This is a genomic window from Maridesulfovibrio sp., from assembly GCF_963678865.1.
Lineage (GTDB): Bacteria > Desulfobacterota > Desulfovibrionia > Desulfovibrionales > Desulfovibrionaceae > Maridesulfovibrio.
In genome coordinates this window covers 3,160,973-3,182,158 of the sequence record NZ_OY787459.1, presented here as the reverse complement: position 1 = coordinate 3,182,158, position 21,186 = coordinate 3,160,973, and the positions used below count along the sequence as shown (strand labels likewise).

The following is a 21,186-nucleotide window of genomic DNA, read 5'->3' as shown; positions in this document are numbered from 1 at the left end:
TTCTCATAAGTTTCCGTTATCATGAATATTTAACTTTCATCAAAAAACAATCCTGAAAATTATACCTGTTTTGGCATACGGATTGCCATAGGGAAAACAGCTAAGAGTTCAGACTCATTTTTTCAACAGCTGCCCTGTCGTGATTACGGGGCATAAACAAACAAATCAGGAGAGTTGGAAATGAAAGTTGGTATCTTGAAAGAAATCAAATCAGAAGAAAACAGAGTTTCAATGACACCTTCCGGTGTTGAAGTAATGATCGCAAACGGCCATGAACTGTGGGTTGAAAAATCCGCAGGTGTAGGCAGCGGCTTCGAAGACGAAGATTACGTTGCAGCCGGTGCAAAAATCATCAACACCCCCGCAGAAATCTATGCGGAATGCGAAATGGTCATGCACGTTAAAGAGCCTCAGCCTTCTGAATACGAAATGGTCCGTGAAGGACAGATCGTTTTCACTTATTTCCACTTTGCTCCTGATGAGCCCCTGACCCGCGCATTCATCAAGAACAAATCTGTAGCCATCGCTTATGAAACCGTTGAAGGCCCCAAAGGCGACCTGCCCCTGCTCACCCCGATGAGTGAAGTTGCCGGACGCATGTCCATTCAGCAGGGCGCAAAATACCTCGAACGCTACTACGGTGGACGCGGCATGCTCATGGGCGGAGTTACCGGTGTAGCTCCCACAAATGTCGTTGTCATCGGCGGCGGTGTGGTTGGTACCAACGCAGCGCAGATGGCCTGCGGTCTGGGCGCAAAAGTATACCTGCTCGATATGAACCTCGAAAGACTGCGCTACCTTTCTGAAATCATGCCCAAAAACTGCTTCCCGATGATGAGCACCCCTGCACTTCTGCGTGAACTGGTTCTTGATGCAGACGTTGTTATCGGTGCAGTTCTGGTTGCCGGAGCCAAGGCACCCAAACTGGTTACCCGCGAAATGCTCAAGTCCATGAAAGACGGCTCCGTAATCGTTGACGTTGCCATTGACCAGGGCGGTTGCTTTGAAACCTCCAAGGCCACAACCCATGGCGATCCCGTTTACGATGTTGAAGGAGTTATCCACTACTGCGTAGCCAACATGCCTGGTGCAGTACCCATGACTTCCACCATGGCCCTGACCAACGCAACCCTGCCCTACGCTCTCCAGATCGCCAACAAAGGCTGGAGAAAAGCAGCACAGGACAGCCACGCCATCAAGACCGGCCTGAACATGGTCGGCGGAAAAGTAACCTTCAAGGGTGTTGCTGATGCATTCGACCTTGAATACACCCCCGTTGAAGGCGTTCTTTACGACAACTAAAAAGTAAATCTGCTGACAATTCAGACTATTAAGCCACATCAGGAAGACTGTTGAGAAGGAGTTGGATATAATCGAATGAAAACACTGAAGCGTGCGCAGGCCGCACTGCGCAAGCTTCAGTGCTTTTTCAGACCACCCCACAGGAAAAAGTATAGCCGGTCTGCTCACCGGCAACTTTACGCCACAGATGGAGCTTTCTCGGCAGTCTGGGAGTAACCTGTAAACATACAAGGGGATGATATGGAATTTTTGACCTTACTGGACGGATTGGTTGGAAAAGTAGGAGCCTTTGCCTGGGGACCGCCCATGCTGGTCCTGCTGGTTGGAACCGGAATATGGCTGACTTTCTCTCTACGCGGACTGCAATTCCGGAAATTGTGGTACGCCCTCTACCTTGCCCTCATTAAACGTAAAGAAGACACTGATGAACCCGGCGACATCACCCACTTTCAGGCTCTGATGACCGCCCTTTCCGCAACAGTCGGAACAGGTAATATCGCAGGTGTCGCCACCGCCATTGCAGTGGGTGGTCCCGGCGCATTATTCTGGATGTGGATTACCGGCCTCGTGGGAATGGCCACCAAATACGCGGAAGCAGTTCTGGCTGTAAAATACCGCATCGTCGATGAAAACGGCGAAATGAGCGGTGGCCCCATGTACTATATCTCCCGCGGTCTTAAAATGCCCTGGCTGGGTAGCGCATTCGCAATCTGTGCCTCCATTGCCGCTTTCGGTATCGGCAACATGGTGCAGTCCAACTCCGTGGCCGACGCAGTTGAAGCCACCTACAATATCTCCCCCTTCATCACCGGCGCAATACTCATGGTCTGCACAGCCGCGGTTATCCTCGGAGGTATCAAAAAGATCGGTCAGGTTACCGGATTTTTCGTTCCCGTAATGATCCTCTTTTACATGGCTGGAGCCTCATACATCATCATTGCAAACATCACTGAAGTGCCCGCAGCTCTCGGACTCATCATTGAACAGGCTTTCAGCCCGACAGCAGCTGTCGGAGGATTTGCAGGTTCAACTATCATGCTGGCTATCCGCATGGGGGTTGCACGCGGTGTATTCTCCAACGAATCCGGACTCGGCAGTGCTCCTATCGCGGCTGCCGCTGCACAGACCAAGCAGCCTGTTACTCAGGCTCTGGTTTCCATGACCCAGACCTTCATCGATACCCTGATTGTCTGCACCATGACCGGCCTCGTACTGATCCTCACCGGAGTATGGTCAAGCGGCGCAACCGGCGCGGAACTGACAACTCTGGGTTTCGGGGCAGGATTCTCCGGCGGAGAGCATGTTGTCACCATCGGTCTGGTCCTCTTCGCCTACTCCACCATTCTCGGCTGGAGTTATTACGGTGAAAAATCCATCGAATACCTGCTCGGCATCAAGGCAGTTCTGCCCTACCGCCTCGCTTTCATCGTATTCGTCGGTATCGGAGCCGTGGCAAAACTCAGTCTGGTATGGAACATCTCCGATACCCTTAACGGCCTGATGGCTATTCCCAACCTTGTCGGTCTCCTGCTGCTGACCCCGGTTGTTGTATCCGAGACCAAAAAGTTCTTTGAAAGACAGGAAGACAAATCAGAAAGTATGGCCCCATCAGCTGCTACTGAAACTGAAAAATAGTTTCATAGGAGCAAAAGCATACGGACCTCACATAGGCTTTCCTTCCGGGTGCAGACCACCGCCCGGAAGGAGGCCTGCAAAAGCCTCTGAAATTCAAAATATACGCCTGTGAAACAAACACAGGAACTTAGATGAGAGCGAGGTAAGCAATGAAAAATCCGGCCAGCTTCGCCCCGGTCTGGGCAGAAATAGACCTGAGTGCCATCAAACAAAATTTCAAGGAAGTGCAACGTCTTGTGAACCGACAGTCGAAAATAATGGCTGTGGTAAAGGCGGATGCCTACGGGCACGGCCTGACAAAAGTGGCCCGGTGTCTAGATAAAGCAGGAGTGGATTATTTCGCAGTTGCAAGGCTGGACGAAGCAATCTGCCTACGTGATCAAGGCATTGAAAAACCGATTCTGATCCTCGGCTACACGCCCCCGGAAGCAGCTGGAGCACTGCACAGGAACAACATAACCCAAACCGTTTTTTCAACTGATTACGCTCTGCGGCTCAATGAACAGGCCCGTACCTGCGGTAAAATAAGAATCCACATTAAAATCGATACCGGCATGGGCCGTCTGGGACTTGTGCATGAAACCAAGCACGGCATGCTTTCCGAATCAGTGGCAGCTATCCACCGGCTCCCGCTTCTGGAAACAGAAGGACTTTTCACCCATTTTGCGGCCAGCGACGAAGCGGACAAAACCAGCGCCAACACCCAGCTCAGACAATTCAAAAACCTCATCGAAGACATAGAAAAACAAGGAATCACCATTCCCCTCAAACATGCAGCAAACAGTGCGGCGGTTATCGACCTGCCGGAATCATATTTTAACATGGTCCGCCCCGGAATCATGCTTTACGGTCTCTATCCTTCAAGCGGCGTCCGCCAGATCAACGCGGACCTTAAACCGGCCATGCAGGTCAAGGCCCGCATAGCGCAGGTTAAAGATGTTCCCGCCGGATTCAGGATCAGCTACGGACACACCTACACTACCCCCGCAGCCACAAGGCTGGCGACAATTCCCTTAGGCTATGCGGACGGATACAGGCGGCAGCTTTCATCCGCCGGAAAAGTACTGGTCCACGGGCAGCTGTCCCAGATTGTAGGCCGGGTCTGTATGGATCAGAGCGTTATCGACTTGGGACAAATAGAAAATGTGCAGGCAGGGGATGAGGTAGTCATTATAGGTAGGCAGGAAAACGCGGAACTTTCAGCTGAAAGGATGGCCTGCGAACTGGGAACTATCAATTACGAGATCGTTTCCACCCTTATGGCCAGAGTTCCCAGAATTTACAAGGATATTTAAATTTTCTGACAGAGGCCCGATAAATGTGCAATCCCTCAAACTCTACGCACATTATTTCCGGACACCACTTCCGGAAATGGACCTGTCAAAAAATGGCTACAGGACTTGCAACGTGCTTCCCGTCCGCATTACGGAAGTACGCTAAGCCCCTCGACAGTCATGGAAGTTCATGAAAATGAGCATTGCCCGACGGCAGAAATGTCACCGCTTGAAATATTTTCTGCCGGACACGACCTGAGACACCGCCAACAGACATGTATCGATCAGGCATGGCAACGGCGAATGGAGGTACTTATCAAGGGATAACTATATGAACAAATCGAAAAGAAATGCCGTGCAACTCTGGCGGCAAACGAGTTCTTAAGCTGAAAGTAAAAGACAGAGTTTATGGATTCTTACCCGGACACGAACGTTCGGGACAACGACTATGGCGTGCATTAGAAAAGCCCAGCCCCGAATTGGCGGGGCTGGGCTTTTTATTCAAACTCATCTGGACTTAGTTATTCTTAAAAGCAATACGGAAACAGGCATAAGCCCCTCCCCAAGTTATTGTAAGTCCGAAAAGCATCATAATAATTGCTGAAACTTCCATATTTAGCTCCTTTTCAAAAAGCTTCTGTTGACTCCGGTAATGGAGTCAAATCCCTGTCCACTGCGGGCGCAGACAAGGCCGAACACAAGGCAGAGCACAAGAGGAGCCCAGCCGAATGCAATAGTAGCGGTGGTTGAGTAACCTCCGTAATTCTTGGAAATATCACCAGCAAAATTTGACACCAGCATAAAGCCGAGCATGGCGGGAACCACAAAACGCAGGCTGTTCAGCCAAAGCGCGCCGACCTTGATTTCTGAAGTCATATTTACGTGGTTACGCAGATCGTCAAGCCTGCAGAACCATGCAATAAAAATAATCTCAATAAAACCGCTCATGAGTATACCGAAATTATTGATAAAGTGGTCCACAATATCAAGCAGGAGCAAGCCGCCGCCTGTAGTAAAAGCGATGCTGACCAGAAAACCGAGCCCGCAGAATACGCAGGACGCCACCTTGCGGGAAACCTTGATCTTGTCGATAAGCGCGGCAACAACTACCTCGGCAAGGGAGATCATGGAAGACAGCCCGGCCACAGTGAGAGCGAGAAAAAACAGGGTTCCGAAAAACGCAGGAGCAGGCATCAGGTTGATAGCCGTGGGTAGGGTGATAAAAGCCAATCCCACACCGGACCCGGCAACTTCACTGACAGGAACGCCCTGCTGATGAGCCATGTAACCAAGCACGCTGAAAATCATGATCCCGGAAATGATGCTGAACCCGCAGTTGATGAATACGGTCATGCAGGCGTTGTTGTTGATATCCGAATCCTTGGGCAGGTAACTGGCATAGGAAAGCATGATGGCAAAACCGATGGACAGGCTGTAAAAAATCTGTCCGAAAGCATCGGCCCAGACCTTACCGTCTGTAAGGGCGTTAAAATCAGGCTTGAAAAGCCAATCGAGACCTTCTGTTGCTCCGGGCAGCATCAGCCCTCTGCCTATAAAAATAAATACCAGCAGAAAAAGCAGGGGCATGAAAATCTTGCTGACCCGTTCAATACCGCTTTTAACACCGGTAAATACAGCCGCAAAAGTCATCAGCCATGCAGCTGCAGTAGCAAACAGAATGGAAGTCTGCACCCCGCCCATATGCATGGGAGAGTCTGTTAATCCGAGGAATTCACCGAAAAAGAAATCTTTTGGAGCAGCAGTCCAACCCTGATTGAAGGCAAGGATAAAATAGTTGATGGCCCAGGCCACAACCACCACGTAATATGTGGTGATGATGAAAGAAACCATAACCTGCCACCAGCCGAGCCATTCCCAATTTTTGGAAATGGAGGAAAACACCTTGGGGGCTGAACCCTTAAATTTCTGTCCCAGACCGAACTCAAGAATCATAAACGGCATACCTGCGGCAAGCATGGCCACAAAATAAGGAATGAGGAAAGCTCCACCACCGTTTTCATAAACCATGTACGGAAAACGCCAGATATTTCCCAATCCGATTGCGGACCCCACTGCGGCCATAATGAAGCCGGTACGGGAGCCCCATGTTTCTCTTTTCTGCATGTTGCTGTAACTCCTTGAGGCAAAACCGGTCCCATAACAGCCACACGGAACCGGCATGAATAAATGAATGTGAACTGCCCGCAGGGACAGCCTTTCCTATAAAATTCAGGGCTAAGGAAATTAGAGGTGAGCTTTCAGCCGGTCCTCCCGGAGAGATGGACACTGCGGCACAGATGTTTCAACGTTTTCAACGGGGAAAAGAAATGTTTTGGACAGGCTGAGGGGAGCTGATAGCCCTTGGGGGAGAATTGATAGACCAGATGACGACCAAGGTCAACTTCAAGCCCTTTGTTTTACGATATACGCAAATAACCAACCGATCAAAATCGTATTATACAAAAAAACACTACTTTTAGAGATGTAACAGAAAAGAGAGAGGTGTTTTCGATAACCGAAAGATCATCGACCAAATCAACAACAAATATCTAGATAATTTGTATAAAATAACATGATCTATGTCGAACACCCCGGGGAGAGCTGAAGGACTCCCGCTTAACCTCCAAAAGGCGGCTGGTTCCAACATTCAACATCCGGGTGGAAGTGAGGCAGTCCGAATTCCTATCCCGACTCAAGAAAAAGAATAAGTTGACTGCATTCAACCAAAACAGTTAACTGCTTTTCCTGCAATATAAGTAAATAAAGATCAAATTAAGAAGGTAATTGATATGACAAATACAGCAGAAACCATCAACCCATCCAATAGGAGCAAATTCAATTGTCGAATTTGCGGTTCCTCAGACGGGGTAATAGATGTTTTTCCGGAAAAGATATTCGGGACCTTCGAAAAATTTGAGTACTTCGAATGCAATGAATGCGGATGTGTTCAGATAATAGATATCCCTGAAGACATGTCTCAATACTACCCCGAAGAGTATGGATCACATACACCGGTCTCTGCCAAAAAGATCAAACCTTACAAAAGGATGATCTGCAAAATCTTGCTGACTGCTTCAAGCCGACCTTTTTTTAAATCTTTTTTACAACGTGTTCTGAAACAATCTTCAATTTTCAGGTGGCTATTAACGGCAGGTGTATCAAATGAATCTAAAGTCCTTGATGTCGGCTGCGGCATGGGGGGACTTCTGTGTAAGATGTGGAATTGCGGGGTACATACTCTTGTGGGGATCGATCCTTTCATCCCGTCTCCGATAAACTACAAAAAAAATTTTCACATAATAAAAGGCGATATAAATCAAATTTCGGAACAGTTCGATTTAATCATCTGCAATCATTCTCTGGAGCATATGCCCAACCAAAACATTCTCGGTGTGTTGAGAGATCTGCTTACCGAACAAGGATGTCTGATAATACGAATTCCGTTAAGCCAAAAATATTTATGGAAAACATTCAGGGAAAACTGGGCACAGCTTGATCCTCCAAGGCATTTATTTTTACATTCCGAAAAGAGTTTTCATAAATTAGCAGATTCCAATGGATTTGAAGTTTTCCAGACATTTAATGAATGCCATGCCGGAAGTGTAGCCAGCTCGGAAAAGCTGAAAAAGAACTTAAGCTATTCATTATCAAACAAAAAAGTTTTTACGGATGAAGAACGTAAAAATTTTGTTCAGTTTGCTAAAAAACTGCGCCTAAATAATGAAGGAGACCAAGCAACATTTTTCCTTAAGAAGAAATTGCACTAACTCACAATAATATTTTTTCTATCGAGCCTTGTTGCCGGAAAGCATTTCCAGCAACAAGGCTCTTTTTTTACTGGGAGAAGCGTCCCATCCCATGCGTTTTAACCACGCAGATTAAGTAGACCTCCATTACCTGTAATGGGGGTCTTTTATTTTTAATAAATGGTAAGTCAACAAACGGTTCTGCCTTATGACTAATTAATACATCAATATGAAATGTACGTCTTTTGACGGACAGACAGAAATAGAATTGTATTCTATTAATCAAAATACCATTTTATAAAGCCACTGGAAGATAAGGTTGTTATTGGAAAAGACGCATAATCAATTATCAGGACTTGTAGTGGCGGGTCCATAACCTTGAATTACAGTAGGGAGATATGATGAAATTTTTTGCACCGATATTTTCGGCTGTACTGCTGTGCATGCTTTTAGTTCCCGCCGCCCATGCCAACAGTCTGTGTCAGGGCAAGGAAGGGCTCTGGATAAGTCAGCCTGCTCAGGACCCCAATTTCGGCAACTACTACCTTGGCGGTATGTGTGACAACAACTCCTGCTACCACATCACTATTTCCAACGATGCCCAAGGGGAAGACATGGTTGGACTCACCTTCACCTGTCAGGAAATAGGCAGCGGTCAGGACAGAATCCAATGGGTTTTCGTTGACACAAAAACCGGAGAAAAACAGGAATTTGAAGCTAATCTTACGGAAGTAAACGAAATTCTTCGCCAGTCCCTCAATGAATAAACAACATCAACTGCATGAAGAACAGAGAGCAAGACTTTCCGTTCTTCATGCAGACAAAAATCAGGTCAAGGGTCAGCCCATGAAAGTACTTCCAGCAATTCTTGTCATGTTGAGCATAATCTGCTTCGGCTGCGCTTCAGCCCCGGTGCAGGCCCAAAAACCTGAGAGCTACAGGCAGACTTGAAAGGCTCTACTCGGTTATGAAGCCTTCCCTTTCATTATTCTGTCGAGGCAGAAACTCACCATGTCCGCATTTTGGCGGACAGACACATTTTTTTATTTTTTATAAGTAAGGACAAATCCAAGGAGAAAAACAAAGTGGAATTCATGGAAGCAATCAAAACATGTTTTAAAAAATATGCGACATTCAATGGCTGCGCAGGACGCCCTGAATTCTGGTACTGGGTGCTATTCACGTGGATTCTCTCCATGATCGCCTACACCATAGATACAGCCATTTCCGGCAGCACCGATCCCTTGAACCGCACATTACTCGTCTCAAACATAATTATGTTTTTAACCGTTGTCCCGACCATGGCGGTCAGCGTTCGGCGCCTGCATGATGCAGGACATTCCGGCTGGTGGTTCCTGCTTACGTTTACTGTAATCGGGGCTTTATTGCTGCTCTACTGGTATGTCTGCCCAAGCAAAAAACAATCGGCTTGTTGATTCTGTCTGATTAAATCCCAACGTTTCATAAATAACCTTTGGCCGGAAATTATGCGGAAGTTCCCCGGCTAACGCACAAAGGTTATCTTGAGGAGAATATCATGAATCGTAGGCAGCGGATAATCCTGACTGTGATTTTGGCTTTTTCCGTGCTCATGGCGAAGACGGCCATGGCAAAGGATATCGTCATCTTTAATGAAACGGATTTCGAAATACATGGTGTTTATATGTCTTCCGCTGAAGACAAATTGTGGGGTGCCAACCTGCTGGAAGATGATGTGCTGCGCCCCGGCGAAGGATTGAGAATTTCCGTATCCGGTACACCTGAGGATCTGGATTTAGCCCTCATTGATGACGAAGATCAGGAGTTGGCTCTCATGGAACTTGATTTCAGAGAATTTGATTCACTGACCCTCTTCAACGATGGTACCGGGCGTTTCGATTAGGGTTACCTTCAAATCAATTAAAGAAGGACTTTCGAGCCATGAAGAATATCGTAAAACTCATACTGACTGCTTGTGCCGCTTTAGTGATCCTTTGCCTCGCTGCGGTTTTAATAGTCACGGTTATAGTTGACCCTAATGAATACAAGGATGAAATAGTCCAACTTGTAAAAAAAAAGACAGGGCGAAAACTATCCTTTAATGGCGACATCGGGCTGAATTTCTATCCGTATCTCGGTTTTAACGTCGGGCCTGCAGCTCTGGGAAATGCTCCGGGGTTTCCTGATCATGACATGGCCCGCATTAACAAGGCGGAAGTTTCTCTACGCCTTATACCTCTTCTGTCCGGGAAGGTGTCTGTCGGCAAAGTCTTATTGGATGGACTTTCCTTGCACCTTGCCAAGAATTCTCAAGGAGTCTCCAACTGGGACGATCTGGCTGGGAGCAGTAATGAAGAGGAGACTGAACCTGCTGATCTTCCAACTGACTCTAAAGACAGCGGCAGCGGTATGAACTTTGAGAATATTTCCGTTCAGGGTGTCGAGATTACCAACGCCAATCTGCTTTACACCGATTTGCAGGATGAATCCGAGACATCCATCGAAAATCTCAACCTGAACTTAGGGGCGATCCAAGGGACTTCCAGTTTTCCCTTTGAACTCGGATTTGAACTTAAACTGAATCAGCCCGAGATTGCTCTCCGGCCACATCTTTCAGGAAAAATCCAGTTAACCCCTGAGACCGATACGGTACTCTTGGATAACCTTGCCCTGTCAGTTCTTGATCTGCACCTTACAGGACAGATCCATGCCGGAACTCAGGGTGGAACTCCTTCTTTCTCCGGGAACTTAAAGCTGGCGGAAACATCTCTGCGAGAGCTGATGGACAAGCTTGGAGTTAAAATCTCGGACATGTCGGATTCCAACGCGCTGAAAGGGTTTTCAGCTGAGATACAATTTGATGGGACCGATAATTCAGCGAAAGTAAAATCCCTGACAGTCAAGCTCGACGGCAGCACGCTCACAGCCGAAGGGCAGGTTGTCAATTTCACCTCGCCTCAGATCTCCATCAACGCTGAGGTTGATTCCTTCGATGCCGACCGCTACCTGCCTCCGCAATCAAAATCTGAATCAGGCAGCAAGCCCGGACAAAACACAGAAGCATCGGATTCAGCCCAGCCTGCGACGGAACCGAGTCTGGATGTGCTACGCAATCTGATTCTGAATGCCCGGCTGAGAATCGGCCGCTTCAAGGTGAATAAGATACAAGCCACAGACATTCAGATCGACGTAGATGCCCATGACGGGGTGCTTGCTGTGGCACCCTCTTTTAATCTCTATGACGGACAATTTGAGGCACAAACCAGACTTGACGCGAATAACGAAACTCCCATTTGGAGTGGAAGCGGTTCATTGCAGAAACTTGATATCCGGTCTTTGCTGCATGACCTGCTTGGCAAAGATGTGATAAGCGGCTCAGCCTCGGTTGAATATGACCTTTCAGGATCGGGATTAACACCGGATGGCGTAAAAAAAACCGTATGCGGCTCGGCGTCCTTTGCTGTCACTGAAGGAGCAGTGCTTGGTGTGGATGTTGCCAAAATGATCCGCGACAGCTGGAACAAAATTATGAGGGCTGATGAGGAAGGTAATGAAACGGGCAATTTCAATTTTTCCAGCCTTGAAGCTTCAGCGAAAGTCAAGAACGGGCATATCATTAACAATGACCTGTTGTTTGATTCCCCGCTGGTGGAAGCCAATGGTGCAGGCTGGGCCGACCTTCCTGCAGAGAAGGTTGACTACAAGGCAATGATCACTGTCGTCGGTTCCCTTGACGGGCTTGAGGGGGAAATTCTGGATACCGTCAAGGATATTCCTCTCCCCCTGCGTGTGAAAGGAAACCTCAGCGCTCCGTCCATAGGTCTAGACGAGGAAGTAATGGCCCAGTTGCTGGTGACAGCCGGCATCAGTGTCGGACTGGACACTCTGGCCGACTCACTACTGGGCAATCCTGATGATGACGAATCCTCCGACGATGAAGACGGAATCAATAATTCAGATGATGACGAGAGTGAAAATTTATTTGGTGATTTGTTTTAATCCTGCATTGTTATCAATCGTAAACAGGAAAACTTTAATTAATAATTCAACCCGGCTACAGACAGCGAACAAGACATGCATTTATTAAAATCCATATTAGTTAAGATATTGTTGTGGCTCGCCACTTTTGGGTCCTTTGCATTTTCCTGTTACTATTTCTATCTTGCGTTTATTGTCGATACAGATTCGGAGATGACTCTGTACACTACGTATGCAACTCTTCTGTTAATCGCTTCCTTCACCTGCCTTCAGTTTGCCTGTGCGAGCATCTACAACTCTATGAACGATACAGTTAAAATGGTTACCAACTCGAAAGAAGTCGGGCTGGATGCCGTTTTTAACGCCTTTGAGGGGCTGGAGACAATCCTCGGGAAACCTTGGATCGGCAAAATAAAGAGTATCAGGAACAAGGTAATTATCTTCGGCCCCGACGTGTATGGCGAGTATGTTTACATCGACACATTCGGAAAAGGGAGCATCAACGTAGCCTTCAGCGACAGACCATCATTTATTAAGTTTGGCGAAGCAGATAAATGGAGATTGGATTCCCAGCCGGAACCGGAAACTCTGGAAGACGTCATCCGCTATTCATTTGTCAGCGCCTGCATTCTCCCGGAATTGGCTAAGCGGGTTCAGGACTTCGTGGATACGGGTATAGCCGATCTGACTCCCCTTGGAATTGATCAGGATGAGAAAATTTATATCTTTGAGGAAGATTTCAGCTGGACCGGACAGGAGTTCGCCATGTTCGATGTTGACGAGAACGAAACACTGGAAGTGAAAGCGCTGGTTCCCTGTAAAACTTTTTCCATCACAAAACCGGGCAACGAAGAAGAACTATTCAGTCTGACCAAGCGGATATTCCATTTCATGCCCACTTACGATCTATTTGAAAAAGGGCAGAAAATAGGTCGACTCAAGAAACGGTTTATTTTTCACCATGTTCATTTTGTCGGCGACACATCTCTCGGCCGGTTGGAGCTGCGAAGCATGAATGCCACCATTGGTTCCAACTATCAGGTTAAGCTTGATGGCAAGCAGATCGGGACAGTTGCCAGAAAGCTGAACATTGATTTGGGCAACGTTATTTTTGATAACTTTATCATATCGGTCAGTGCTCCAGAATACCTGCCGCTCATGGCCGGAATGGCTGTAATGGTCGCCCGTCAAGCGCAAAGAGACAAGGTCGAGACGATTGCAACTCTGGCAGATGGTGCAGACGATTAGCTTGTTAGGAATGATTTAAATTAATGGAGTGTAATATGGGGCTTCTCTTCAACGGCCTTATAACTTCCGGCAAAGTCGCCAATTACAATCGCCGGATAAATATGACAATACAGGCCGTGTTAATCGTGGTGCTGTTCTTGATTTCCAGTGAGGCTTTCGCGGGCTGGGATGTCAGTAATCAGCGGGAAACAGATGGTCATAAAACAGTAGCGGGCGAATTGTTCACCGATACCGATCTTACAAGTTCCGTTGGAAAAACAACTCCCTCTGCACCGCAGGAAGAAGCCAGCACAACAAGTGAGGCCGCATCCCCTGAAACTCAACAGGAAGCCGGTAATGACGATAAGAACTTTGCGCCGGGAGACTGGCTTCTTGCTTTCGGCCTTGATGATCAGATTTTTCCTGCTGCTATTATCGCCCTATCCACTCTTGATCCGGAAAACATCGGGGTTCAACGGGATTCAAAGACTTTTGGATCTCCATTGGCAATGGCCTCGGTCTTCATCCGTGCAGTGAATCCCGGTGACAGGGTAACCGTAGAAATAACAAGCACCAAGCTCATCCGCCCTTCCAGAATGACCGTCACCCTTCCCGATGCTGAGAATGTTTATGAAATAAGTCCGCACCTGAAGTACGAATATGAAAAATTATTATCCATTCGCCAGCCCTATCCCGAGGATATCACAGCAAAAGTTTTCGTTAATGGAGAAGAGGTCGGCGAGCATACGCAGACAGTTATTGTGCGTTCTGTAAACGACTGTTTTTTCGGATTATACACAAACGGAGGCCAACGCTTTGAAGATTGGTCGGAGATGTTTGCTGCATATGTCAACGAGGGAGACCCTATCATCGACGAAATACTCAGCGAGGCTTTGCACAAGGGTTATGTTGACGCTTTTATCGGTTATCAAGGTGAAGAGAGTGACGTTGCACTTCAACTGAAAGCAATCTGGAAAGCCCTGCAGGACAAAGGATTCAAATACAGTTCCATCTCGACAACATCGGTGGAATCTGATGTGGTAGCTGTGCAGCATGTTCGCCTTGTGGGAGATTCTACCCGTGGAGCGCAGGCCAACTGTGCTGACGGAGCTGTGCTGCTGGCTTCTATTTTCAGAAAAATCGGTTTGGATGCCTATCTGATTCTTCTGCCGAATCATATGATGGTCGGTGTTTCCAGCAGTGCGGAAAAAGACTCTCCTGTGATTCCCATAGAAACAACCCTTCTGGCCAGTTGCGATCTGGAGCAGGCTAAGGATTCCGGCATTGAACAAATCAATGAATACAACGATAATCCTTCGGCTGTAACTTACATCAGTATCAACGGGGCAAGGGAAGCGGGGATATTGCCGCTTCGCAATCTCTACTGATAACCGGATTAAAGAACCCTTCTGACTCCGATAAGACGTCCTCGCCAGTACGGTCCCGACATCGACACCTCGCTTACAGTCTTACCGGAACTGGGTGAATGCACAAAGGTCCCGCTTCCGGTCGCAATGGCGGCGTGGAGGGATTTACCTTTCTTGCTCACCTTGTAAATGAGAATATCGCCGGGACGGATTGAAGATTTATCAGCAGGGCGACCTACAGACAATAATTGCGATGAGGAGCGCGGCAGATTGATCCCGTACTGATTGAATACGTACCAGACGAAACCAGAACAGTCGAAGCCGGTTTGGGGAGAACGTCCTCCCCATTTGTAGGGTATACCAAGAAGGGATCTGGCTGTGCTGACGACTCTGGAGCCTTTTGACGTTCGAGTGACTTTACTTGCCCGTCCTATTTTGGTTGCTGAAATTATTTTTGCCGATTCATATGCCTGACGTTTGGGCGACGGGGCAGACGTAGTGGTACACCCACTTACGACAAGTAGTAGAAGCATAAACAATAATGAAAGCTTCATTATAAAATCTCCAAACAGGACTTAAAGATTTTCAGTTTATCAAAACAGAATTAACAAATAACATAGAATTATGCACGAGTCTGTCCGCCAAAGTACGGACGCAGCCCTGCTTTTATATAGAAGTTGTCTGTCCTGCTCTGCTTTTGTATGGTCACGTTTACAAGAAATGCTGTTCAAAGACTCAGTTGTTAGCAATCATCTCAGGATATCATGTTGTGCTAAATAATATTTTCCCTATTCTAAAATGGAAACACCATAAGATCGTATTCATTTTAATAACAGTGATAGTGCTGGGCTTAACAGGCTGTACTGCAGATAGGCCTGATAAAAAACTTCACGCGGAGCGTGGAGTAATTGATCTGCGTGGGCAGGATCTTTCCGGAGGAAGGATATTTGCGCTTAATGGAGAATGGGAATTTTACTGGGACAGGTTGCTGACGCCGGAGAAATTCAGCCCGGAAAACAACTTACCCGAAATGTCCGGTTTTTTTTCTCTGCCCGGAACATGGCGGGGACATCTTGTTGAAGGAAAACGCCTCGGCAGTACCGGGCAGGCCACATTCCGGCTGAAATTGTTTACGGATCAATCTGTTGATCGGTTGACTCTGCGTATTTTCGACATCCACGAGGCTTATAAATTATGGGCCAACGGCGAGCTGATAGCACAGAGCGGACTGCCGGGAAAATCGTCTGAGACTGAAACTCCTGCCCGAACATTAAAACTGGCGGAAGTCTCGCTGCAGGGACAGCCAATCGATCTGGTTCTACAGGTCTCCAATTATCATTTTCGCAGGGGGGGGATTAGTGAACCGATCCTCATTGCCCGCCCCGGACCGTTGGAAGCTATGCAGACACGGGACTGGGCCATTTCACTGTTTTTCGCCGGATGCATGCTGATTATGGGGATATATCATCTTGTACTTTACTTATGGCGTAAACGCGACGTAGCTCCCTTATACTTCGGCCTCTACTGCTTGTTGGTAGTCGGCTACAGCGTGACTTCCAACTCATCCCGCTGGGTTATTTCCCTTCTACTTCCCGGATGGAATTCGGTCTCCATGGAAGTTTTTTCCCTGACCTGCTTTGTCTGCTGGGCGTCACTGCTGTACCGTTTTCTTAAGACTATATACCCAAATGAATTTCATTCTTTCCCCGTCTACTTATTGGATGCCAGAATCGTTATTTTCTCTGTTTTGCTTATCTTTGCACCCGGTCTCCCGCTTTACTGGTTTATTGCAGTTTGTCTGCTACAGACTTTTCTCTATGCTGCATATTACCTGCACCGGGTTTCCCTGTGTGTAAAACGTAAGCGGACCGGCGCAAGAATCCTGTTGACCGGGTTGATTATCCAGTTTGTCGCAGGCATTAACGATCCTTTAGTCCATATGGGAATCATAAAATCAGTGTATTTGGTCGAACCTGCTGTTTGCTTATTTATACTTTCTCAATCGCTGGTATTATCCAAACTTTTCTCCAATGCGTTTAGTTCTGTGGAACGCCTTTCCGTTGAATTAGAGCAGAAAAACCAGTCACTGCATAAAGAAATGGAAGAAAGAAACAGGCTGGAGAAAAAAATTGTCAGCATCAGTGAGGAAGAACGCCGTCAGCTCAGCCGCGAATTGCATGACAGCCTTTGTCAGCAATTGACCGGTGCGCGGCTGCGCGCCATAGCCATGTCATATGAACATGTAGAAGACAAAGACGGTCCTGAGTTGGCAGAATTAGCGGAAATTTTAAAGACGTCAACTCACGAGGCATACAAGATAGCCCGAGGACTGTGGCCTGTTGAACATGGAAATTCCGGCCCTTCGTTGGAGGCTCTGGTCCGTAGCATCGCCAAGGCAACAGGCATACGGGTTACCTTTAACCAAAATTGCCCATGCGAAGAATGTATGAATGAAAACATAACTGCCTTGTACCGTATAGCTCAGGAGGCGCTCACTAACGCAGCGAAACACTCAGAGGCTAAAAATATCCATGTTCAACTGAATTGTTGCAAAGCCGATAGGATTGCCCTGACAGTAAGTGACGACGGAGTAGGACGAAGTGCTTCGAAAAATGAAGACGGAGGACTCGGTACAAGTATCATGTACCACAGGGCAAAAGTAATCGGTGCGCAACTGATAATAGAAAAAAGCCCCTTAGGCGGTACCGTAGTCAGATGTACAGCCACATGCGTTAAATCAAATAAAAATTTCGAGGTGGATAATGACAGATAATCCTTCTTCCCTAAGATTAATTCTCATTGACGATCATCCTGCTATCCGAAAAGGATTGGGAATCCTTCTGGGCACACGTCAGCATCGGATATCCGCTGAGGTTAACAGCATCGCCGAGGCCCGGAAAGTTTTAGACCAGCATAATTTTGATATAGCCCTGCTTGACCTGTCTCTTCAGGATGGAAGCGGGCTTGACCTGCTTCCTGATCTCGAAAGACTCCATATCGCAGCCTTGGTCTATTCAATGCATGAAGAGGCCGGATTGATTGATCGTGCTTTTCGTAGCGGTGCTCTGGGCTACGTGTCCAAACAGGAAGACGCGGATATCCTTTTCGAGGCAATAGATCATGTTACTGCGGGAAAAAGATACCTCAGTCCCTGCGTTGCTCAATGCTTGGCGCAAAACGAAAAAGAAGAGAGACTGGAAGAGTCTTTGAGTGACCGGGAGAGACAGATATTCAGCCTGATGGGACAGGGATTCGGGAATACTGAAATTGCAGACAAACTGGGACTGAGCCGCCGTACGGTAGAGACATATTGCAATCGAATGGTCAGTAAATTTGATTTGAAAGGCAGGAAGGAATTGCGCAAACACGCGATCTCGGCTTCATAATTGATTTATCGCCCCCACTTACGAAGTATTATTTCACATGGCGTTCAGGGCACGAGCATGCAGGCTGAACCATTTTCCATCCGCAATTATTTTAAGCAAGTGCAGTTGTAAGTCTTTTGACGGACAGACATGCCCTTCATCCTTCGGTATATCTTCATCCAAAATAAATTAATCCCATATGTCTCGAAAGTTTATGGTCAGGGAATATATTTTAGCATTGAATCAGTTGACTGTGCGCATGCCTGAAAATGTTATTCTGACATAACGCCATAGAATTGTTTGATGTACTGAAGGGGAAAAAGTGAAGATATTTTCAGGATGCTACCGGCTTAGTTCTATTGCTTTAATTGTTATTTTTATACTGGCTTTTGGCTTCCCTGCCGTGGCAATGGCAACAGGCAGTTCCAGCTATGCCTTGAAGGTATCATCAACTGAAACTGTAAACCTTCCGGGGGAAACGTTCTCTGTGGAGGATTCTGACACCGACGTGTACGGTATTTACTCCACTGAATCGTTACTTAATATTGGCCTTCTGGGAACTGGAACCAAGGTAAGCGCAACGACCACAGGGACCGGGTTTCATTCCTACGGCCTGTACTCTACTGATATAAATATCACAACACTAGCTGGAACAGTGAGTGCCTCAGCCGAAAATGCGGTGCAGGCTTTTGGCCTGTACGCTGAAGGTGACGAGAATGATGGTAATTTGAATATCGGCACACTGTCAGGGACTATAACCGCAACGGGAACCAATGCCGCAGCTGCCGGTCTATGGGCTACGGGAAGTTCTGCCGGACGTGGAAAGATAGACATCTCAACCTTATCCGGGATGATAAGCGCCTCGTCCTCAAACAACGAATCCTACGGCATATACGCCAGTGGCAGCACAAACATCACAACACTTTCCGGCACAGTGAGTACTACAGCTTCCGGTACGGTCTCAAGTCAACGACAGGTATACACTAATGGAATAAATTCCAGCGGCGGGATCTCTATCTTGAACTATGACACAGGCGCAATTGCCCGTGGACTGGGGAATAGCAACGTAAACATCGGGACATTATCCGGAACAGTGAGTACAACCTCTGCCGATGGTTCTGCTTACGGCTTATACAGTCCCTACGATGGAATTACTATCGGCACATTGTCCGGTAACGTAACGACAAAATCTCTCGGCGGTACGTATGTGACCGCAGATAATTTCGGCAACATTACAACCGTCAAAGCTCCCGCCTACGGCCTGTATTCTGACAGTATAAGTATTGGTACATTATCCGGAACGGTAAGTACGACATCCGCAGGAGGCAATGCCTATAGCCTATACTCATCCGGCACACTAAATGGCGGCAATACCGACACGGCAATGCTGATTTCGGGTTCGGTGGAGGCAACGGGTGCGACCGCGGCATACGCCTTGTACGCCGATGGCGCGACAAATGTGCATATAACGGGAACAATCAAGGCCACAGCGACCAGCGGCACAGCCTATGCGATTAAAACCGGAAATAACGCCGATAAAGTAACTCTGGACACCGGCGCAAACCTGACCGGTGAGGTCGATCTGGGGGCAGGGACTGATACATTAACATTGTTGGGTTCAGGCACAACATCTTCTCTTTTCAGCAATATTGAAAATCTGGTAGTGGGCGATGGCGAGAGCTCCGCTGGTTGGATCTGGGGCGCAGGTTCCAGTGCCTCTGCCTTTAATTCCATAAATATCTATTCAGGTGCCGAACTGAGCATAGGCAGTGATACAAGCTTGAACACCAACAATCTTACTGTAAATCACGGGGGGACACTGAACATAGCGGCCTATGGGCAAAGCTCAGCCAGCGTAACAGCTACAACCGCAACTATTGAAGGTACACTTGAAGTGGATCCTTCTGCCGAATCAATAAGCACAAGCTCGCAAGTTCTCTCTGCCAGCTCGTCATTGAACACGGCGTCCGTTATTTCCAGCAATCCCAATTTCACGGTAACCCGTACTGACAACGATGCATCAGGCACAGTGACCGTATCCACTTCTTTCACTCCCCACAATGATGAATCCTCTCTCGGAACCGCTGCAACGCTGGCCGGAGTTCAGGCCTTTGCCAATGTGGCCCAAAGCCGAAACTTAACCATGCTTGCGGACAGCGGGGAGGATAGCGACAAAGAAATATTAGTCGCTTCCAGCGGTTCTCTGGTCGGGCTGCTCAATGCCCGCAAACCCGAAACCTCCTGGGGTATGTACCTTCAGCCGGTATTCAGCCGTGGATCCAGAGACGGCAATTCTGACAGCGAGGGCTATGATTCGTATATGGCAGGACTGGAAATCGGCGTGGACCGCAAATTCGGTGAAAACCTGGTTCTCGGCATTATGGGTGGAATAGGCGCTACGCAGATCAATTTCAGCGGGTCGGATTTTGTTTCCGGTGATTCCGAAGTCCAACAGTTATATATCGCCGGAGTGTATGGGGGGTACAAGTTCATGGATTGGACCTTCAGTGATACCCTGAGCACCACCTATGCAACCCACGAATCATCCCGTAATGCAGGCATGTCGCAGACCGCCAAGGGAGATTACGATTCCATACTTACCTCCAACCAGTTTACAGCCAGATATCACTGGCAGCCAGTCAAAGACTGGGAGGTTGTGCCATGCATCGGGCTGAACATTACCCATCTGCATCGAGCCGGATTCAGTGAGACGGATGCAACCAACGCCATTTCCTACGACACTCTGGACAAAACCTTTGCTGACGGAATTTTAGGAGTACGCGTTAAGTATGACATTCAGATTGAGGACACGCTCGTAACACCCTACGCGGGGATTGGTGTTATCCACTCACTGGGGAGCAACGACATCACCGTACGCCAGTATCTGCCCACCACCTCGGCACAGGTGACCACGGAGAATGATTCCAATCGTCTTACTCCGGAACTGGGCGTTATTTTCGGCAAGAAAAATGCCAGCTTCACATTGAGCTATGCCGGTGAATATGGCGAAACCACGGACAGTCATTCCATTTTCGGTGTTCTGCGCATGGATTTTTAGGTCCTTTGCATAAGTACAAACCGCTACATACTCTGTGTCCTTTTTTGATCTCCCTTTAACATAAAGGAATTCTTAATTTGCTCAAAAGATATCTTTGTACGTCTTTTGACGGACAGACACAAACCCGATTCGTGATGTATACTTTAGTATCTAAAATTAATTACAATAATCGTTAAACTAGAAATGATAGCCTTATACTGGGTCAAAGTTGTGGTTTCCAGATAGTTTCTATCTTCTTTGTGTAACCTGATAAAA

The 21,186-nt window shown here is 47.5% G+C and carries 17 protein-coding genes; 14 read left to right on the top strand and 3 right to left on the bottom strand.

Going from position 1 to position 21,186, the window contains the following annotated elements; genetic code table 11:
* Positions 1-180: 180 nt before the first annotated feature.
* From ald to alr, 3 genes are all read left to right on the top strand, one after another.
* Positions 181-1,302, top strand: coding sequence for an alanine dehydrogenase (gene ald, locus ACKU41_RS14545; RefSeq protein ID WP_319778135.1), 1,122 nt, complete (start codon positions 181-183; stop codon positions 1,300-1,302).
* Positions 1,303-1,542: 240 nt separating this feature from the next.
* Entirely contained in the window at positions 1,543-2,937 is a 1,395-nt protein-coding gene (locus tag ACKU41_RS14540; RefSeq protein WP_319778134.1) for a sodium:alanine symporter family protein, read from the top strand.
* A 149-nt stretch (positions 2,938-3,086) separates the two neighbouring features.
* On the top strand, positions 3,087-4,232 hold the full coding sequence (gene alr / locus ACKU41_RS14535) for an alanine racemase (protein ID WP_321401796.1): 1,146 nt from the start codon (positions 3,087-3,089) through the stop codon (positions 4,230-4,232).
* Between the two features lie 496 nt (positions 4,233-4,728).
* Here the strand turns inward: alr and ACKU41_RS14530 are convergent, their stop codons facing one another.
* Entirely contained in the window at positions 4,729-4,824 is a 96-nt protein-coding gene (locus ACKU41_RS14530; protein WP_319778132.1) for a MetS family NSS transporter small subunit, read from the bottom strand.
* Positions 4,825-4,826: 2 nt separating this feature from the next.
* Positions 4,827-6,335 (bottom strand): sodium-dependent transporter, encoded by a 1,509-nt coding sequence (locus ACKU41_RS14525; RefSeq protein ID WP_321401793.1) that lies wholly within the window; start codon positions 6,333-6,335, stop codon positions 4,827-4,829.
* 848 nt (positions 6,336-7,183) lie between these two features.
* Between ACKU41_RS14525 and ACKU41_RS14520 the strand changes: the two genes are divergently transcribed.
* The 8 genes from ACKU41_RS14520 (at position 7,184) to ACKU41_RS14485 (ending at position 14,529) form a co-directional block, all read left to right on the top strand.
* Positions 7,184-7,978: a class I SAM-dependent methyltransferase gene (locus ACKU41_RS14520; protein ID WP_321401791.1), complete on the top strand. Its 795-nt coding sequence runs from the start codon at positions 7,184-7,186 to the stop codon at positions 7,976-7,978.
* A 377-nt stretch (positions 7,979-8,355) separates the two neighbouring features.
* Positions 8,356-8,724, top strand: a complete 369-nt coding sequence (locus ACKU41_RS14515; RefSeq protein ID WP_321401790.1) for a hypothetical protein — start codon at positions 8,356-8,358, stop codon at positions 8,722-8,724.
* Complete coding sequence (locus tag ACKU41_RS14510; RefSeq protein ID WP_321401787.1) at positions 8,717-8,908, top strand: hypothetical protein; 192 nt, start codon at positions 8,717-8,719, stop codon at positions 8,906-8,908. Before ACKU41_RS14515 ends, ACKU41_RS14510 begins: the two co-directional genes overlap by 8 nt.
* A gap of 143 nt (positions 8,909-9,051) precedes the next feature.
* A complete protein-coding gene (locus ACKU41_RS14505) occupies positions 9,052-9,393 on the top strand; it encodes a DUF805 domain-containing protein (protein WP_321405262.1) in 342 nt (113 codons plus the stop codon).
* A gap of 101 nt (positions 9,394-9,494) precedes the next feature.
* On the top strand, positions 9,495-9,839 hold the full coding sequence (locus ACKU41_RS14500; RefSeq protein ID WP_321401785.1) for a hypothetical protein: 345 nt from the start codon (positions 9,495-9,497) through the stop codon (positions 9,837-9,839).
* Between the two features lie 38 nt (positions 9,840-9,877).
* The gene (locus ACKU41_RS14495) at positions 9,878-11,935 is read left to right on the top strand and encodes an AsmA family protein (protein WP_321401783.1); all 2,058 of its coding nucleotides are present in this window, start codon (positions 9,878-9,880) and stop codon (positions 11,933-11,935) included.
* Positions 11,936-12,214: 279 nt separating this feature from the next.
* Positions 12,215-13,162: a hypothetical protein gene (locus ACKU41_RS14490; RefSeq protein ID WP_321401781.1), complete on the top strand. Its 948-nt coding sequence runs from the start codon at positions 12,215-12,217 to the stop codon at positions 13,160-13,162.
* Between the two features lie 35 nt (positions 13,163-13,197).
* Positions 13,198-14,529 (top strand): hypothetical protein, encoded by a 1,332-nt coding sequence (locus tag ACKU41_RS14485; RefSeq protein WP_321401778.1) that lies wholly within the window; start codon positions 13,198-13,200, stop codon positions 14,527-14,529.
* 8 nt (positions 14,530-14,537) lie between these two features.
* On the opposite strand, the gene ACKU41_RS14480 is transcribed toward ACKU41_RS14485, so the two are convergent.
* Positions 14,538-15,062 carry a C40 family peptidase gene (locus ACKU41_RS14480; protein ID WP_321401775.1) on the bottom strand — a complete coding sequence of 175 codons (525 nt, stop codon included), beginning with the start codon at positions 15,060-15,062 and terminating at the stop codon, positions 14,538-14,540.
* Between the two features lie 215 nt (positions 15,063-15,277).
* Between ACKU41_RS14480 and ACKU41_RS14475 the strand changes: the two genes are divergently transcribed.
* From ACKU41_RS14475 to ACKU41_RS14465, 3 genes are all read left to right on the top strand, one after another.
* Positions 15,278-17,281: a 7TM diverse intracellular signaling domain-containing protein gene (locus ACKU41_RS14475; protein WP_321401773.1), complete on the top strand. Its 2,004-nt coding sequence runs from the start codon at positions 15,278-15,280 to the stop codon at positions 17,279-17,281.
* Positions 17,271-17,894: a response regulator transcription factor gene (locus ACKU41_RS14470; RefSeq protein ID WP_321401771.1), complete on the top strand. Its 624-nt coding sequence runs from the start codon at positions 17,271-17,273 to the stop codon at positions 17,892-17,894. The genes ACKU41_RS14475 and ACKU41_RS14470 overlap by 11 nt, the downstream gene beginning before the upstream one ends.
* 301 nt (positions 17,895-18,195) lie before the next feature.
* On the top strand, positions 18,196-20,931 hold the full coding sequence (locus tag ACKU41_RS14465; RefSeq protein WP_321401769.1) for an autotransporter domain-containing protein: 2,736 nt from the start codon (positions 18,196-18,198) through the stop codon (positions 20,929-20,931).
* Positions 20,932-21,186 lie beyond the last annotated feature (255 nt).

Bases quoted from the DNA above. Each gene is read 5' to 3' on its own strand.
- ACKU41_RS14500 (WP_321401785.1), top strand. From the start codon at position 9,495: ATGAATCGTAGGCAGCGGATAATCCTGACTGTGATTTTGGCTTTTTCC.
- ACKU41_RS14540 (WP_319778134.1), top strand. From the start codon at position 1,543: ATGGAATTTTTGACCTTACTGGACGGATTGGTTGGAAAAGTAGGAGCC.
- ACKU41_RS14505 (WP_321405262.1), top strand. From the start codon at position 9,052: ATGGAAGCAATCAAAACATGTTTTAAAAAATATGCGACATTCAATGGC.
- ald (WP_319778135.1), top strand. From the start codon at position 181: ATGAAAGTTGGTATCTTGAAAGAAATCAAATCAGAAGAAAACAGAGTT.
- ACKU41_RS14480 (WP_321401775.1), bottom strand. From the start codon at position 15,062: ATGAAGCTTTCATTATTGTTTATGCTTCTACTACTTGTCGTAAGTGGG.
- ACKU41_RS14510 (WP_321401787.1), top strand. From the start codon at position 8,717: ATGAATAAACAACATCAACTGCATGAAGAACAGAGAGCAAGACTTTCC.
- ACKU41_RS14530 (WP_319778132.1), bottom strand. From the start codon at position 4,824: ATGGAAGTTTCAGCAATTATTATGATGCTTTTCGGACTTACAATAACT.
- ACKU41_RS14485 (WP_321401778.1), top strand. From the start codon at position 13,198: ATGGGGCTTCTCTTCAACGGCCTTATAACTTCCGGCAAAGTCGCCAAT.
- ACKU41_RS14515 (WP_321401790.1), top strand. From the start codon at position 8,356: ATGATGAAATTTTTTGCACCGATATTTTCGGCTGTACTGCTGTGCATG.
- ACKU41_RS14525 (WP_321401793.1), bottom strand. From the start codon at position 6,335: ATGCAGAAAAGAGAAACATGGGGCTCCCGTACCGGCTTCATTATGGCC.
- ACKU41_RS14495 (WP_321401783.1), top strand. From the start codon at position 9,878: ATGAAGAATATCGTAAAACTCATACTGACTGCTTGTGCCGCTTTAGTG.
- ACKU41_RS14520 (WP_321401791.1), top strand. From the start codon at position 7,184: ATGTCTCAATACTACCCCGAAGAGTATGGATCACATACACCGGTCTCT.
- ACKU41_RS14470 (WP_321401771.1), top strand. From the start codon at position 17,271: ATGACAGATAATCCTTCTTCCCTAAGATTAATTCTCATTGACGATCAT.
- ACKU41_RS14490 (WP_321401781.1), top strand. From the start codon at position 12,215: ATGAACGATACAGTTAAAATGGTTACCAACTCGAAAGAAGTCGGGCTG.
- alr (WP_321401796.1), top strand. From the start codon at position 3,087: ATGAAAAATCCGGCCAGCTTCGCCCCGGTCTGGGCAGAAATAGACCTG.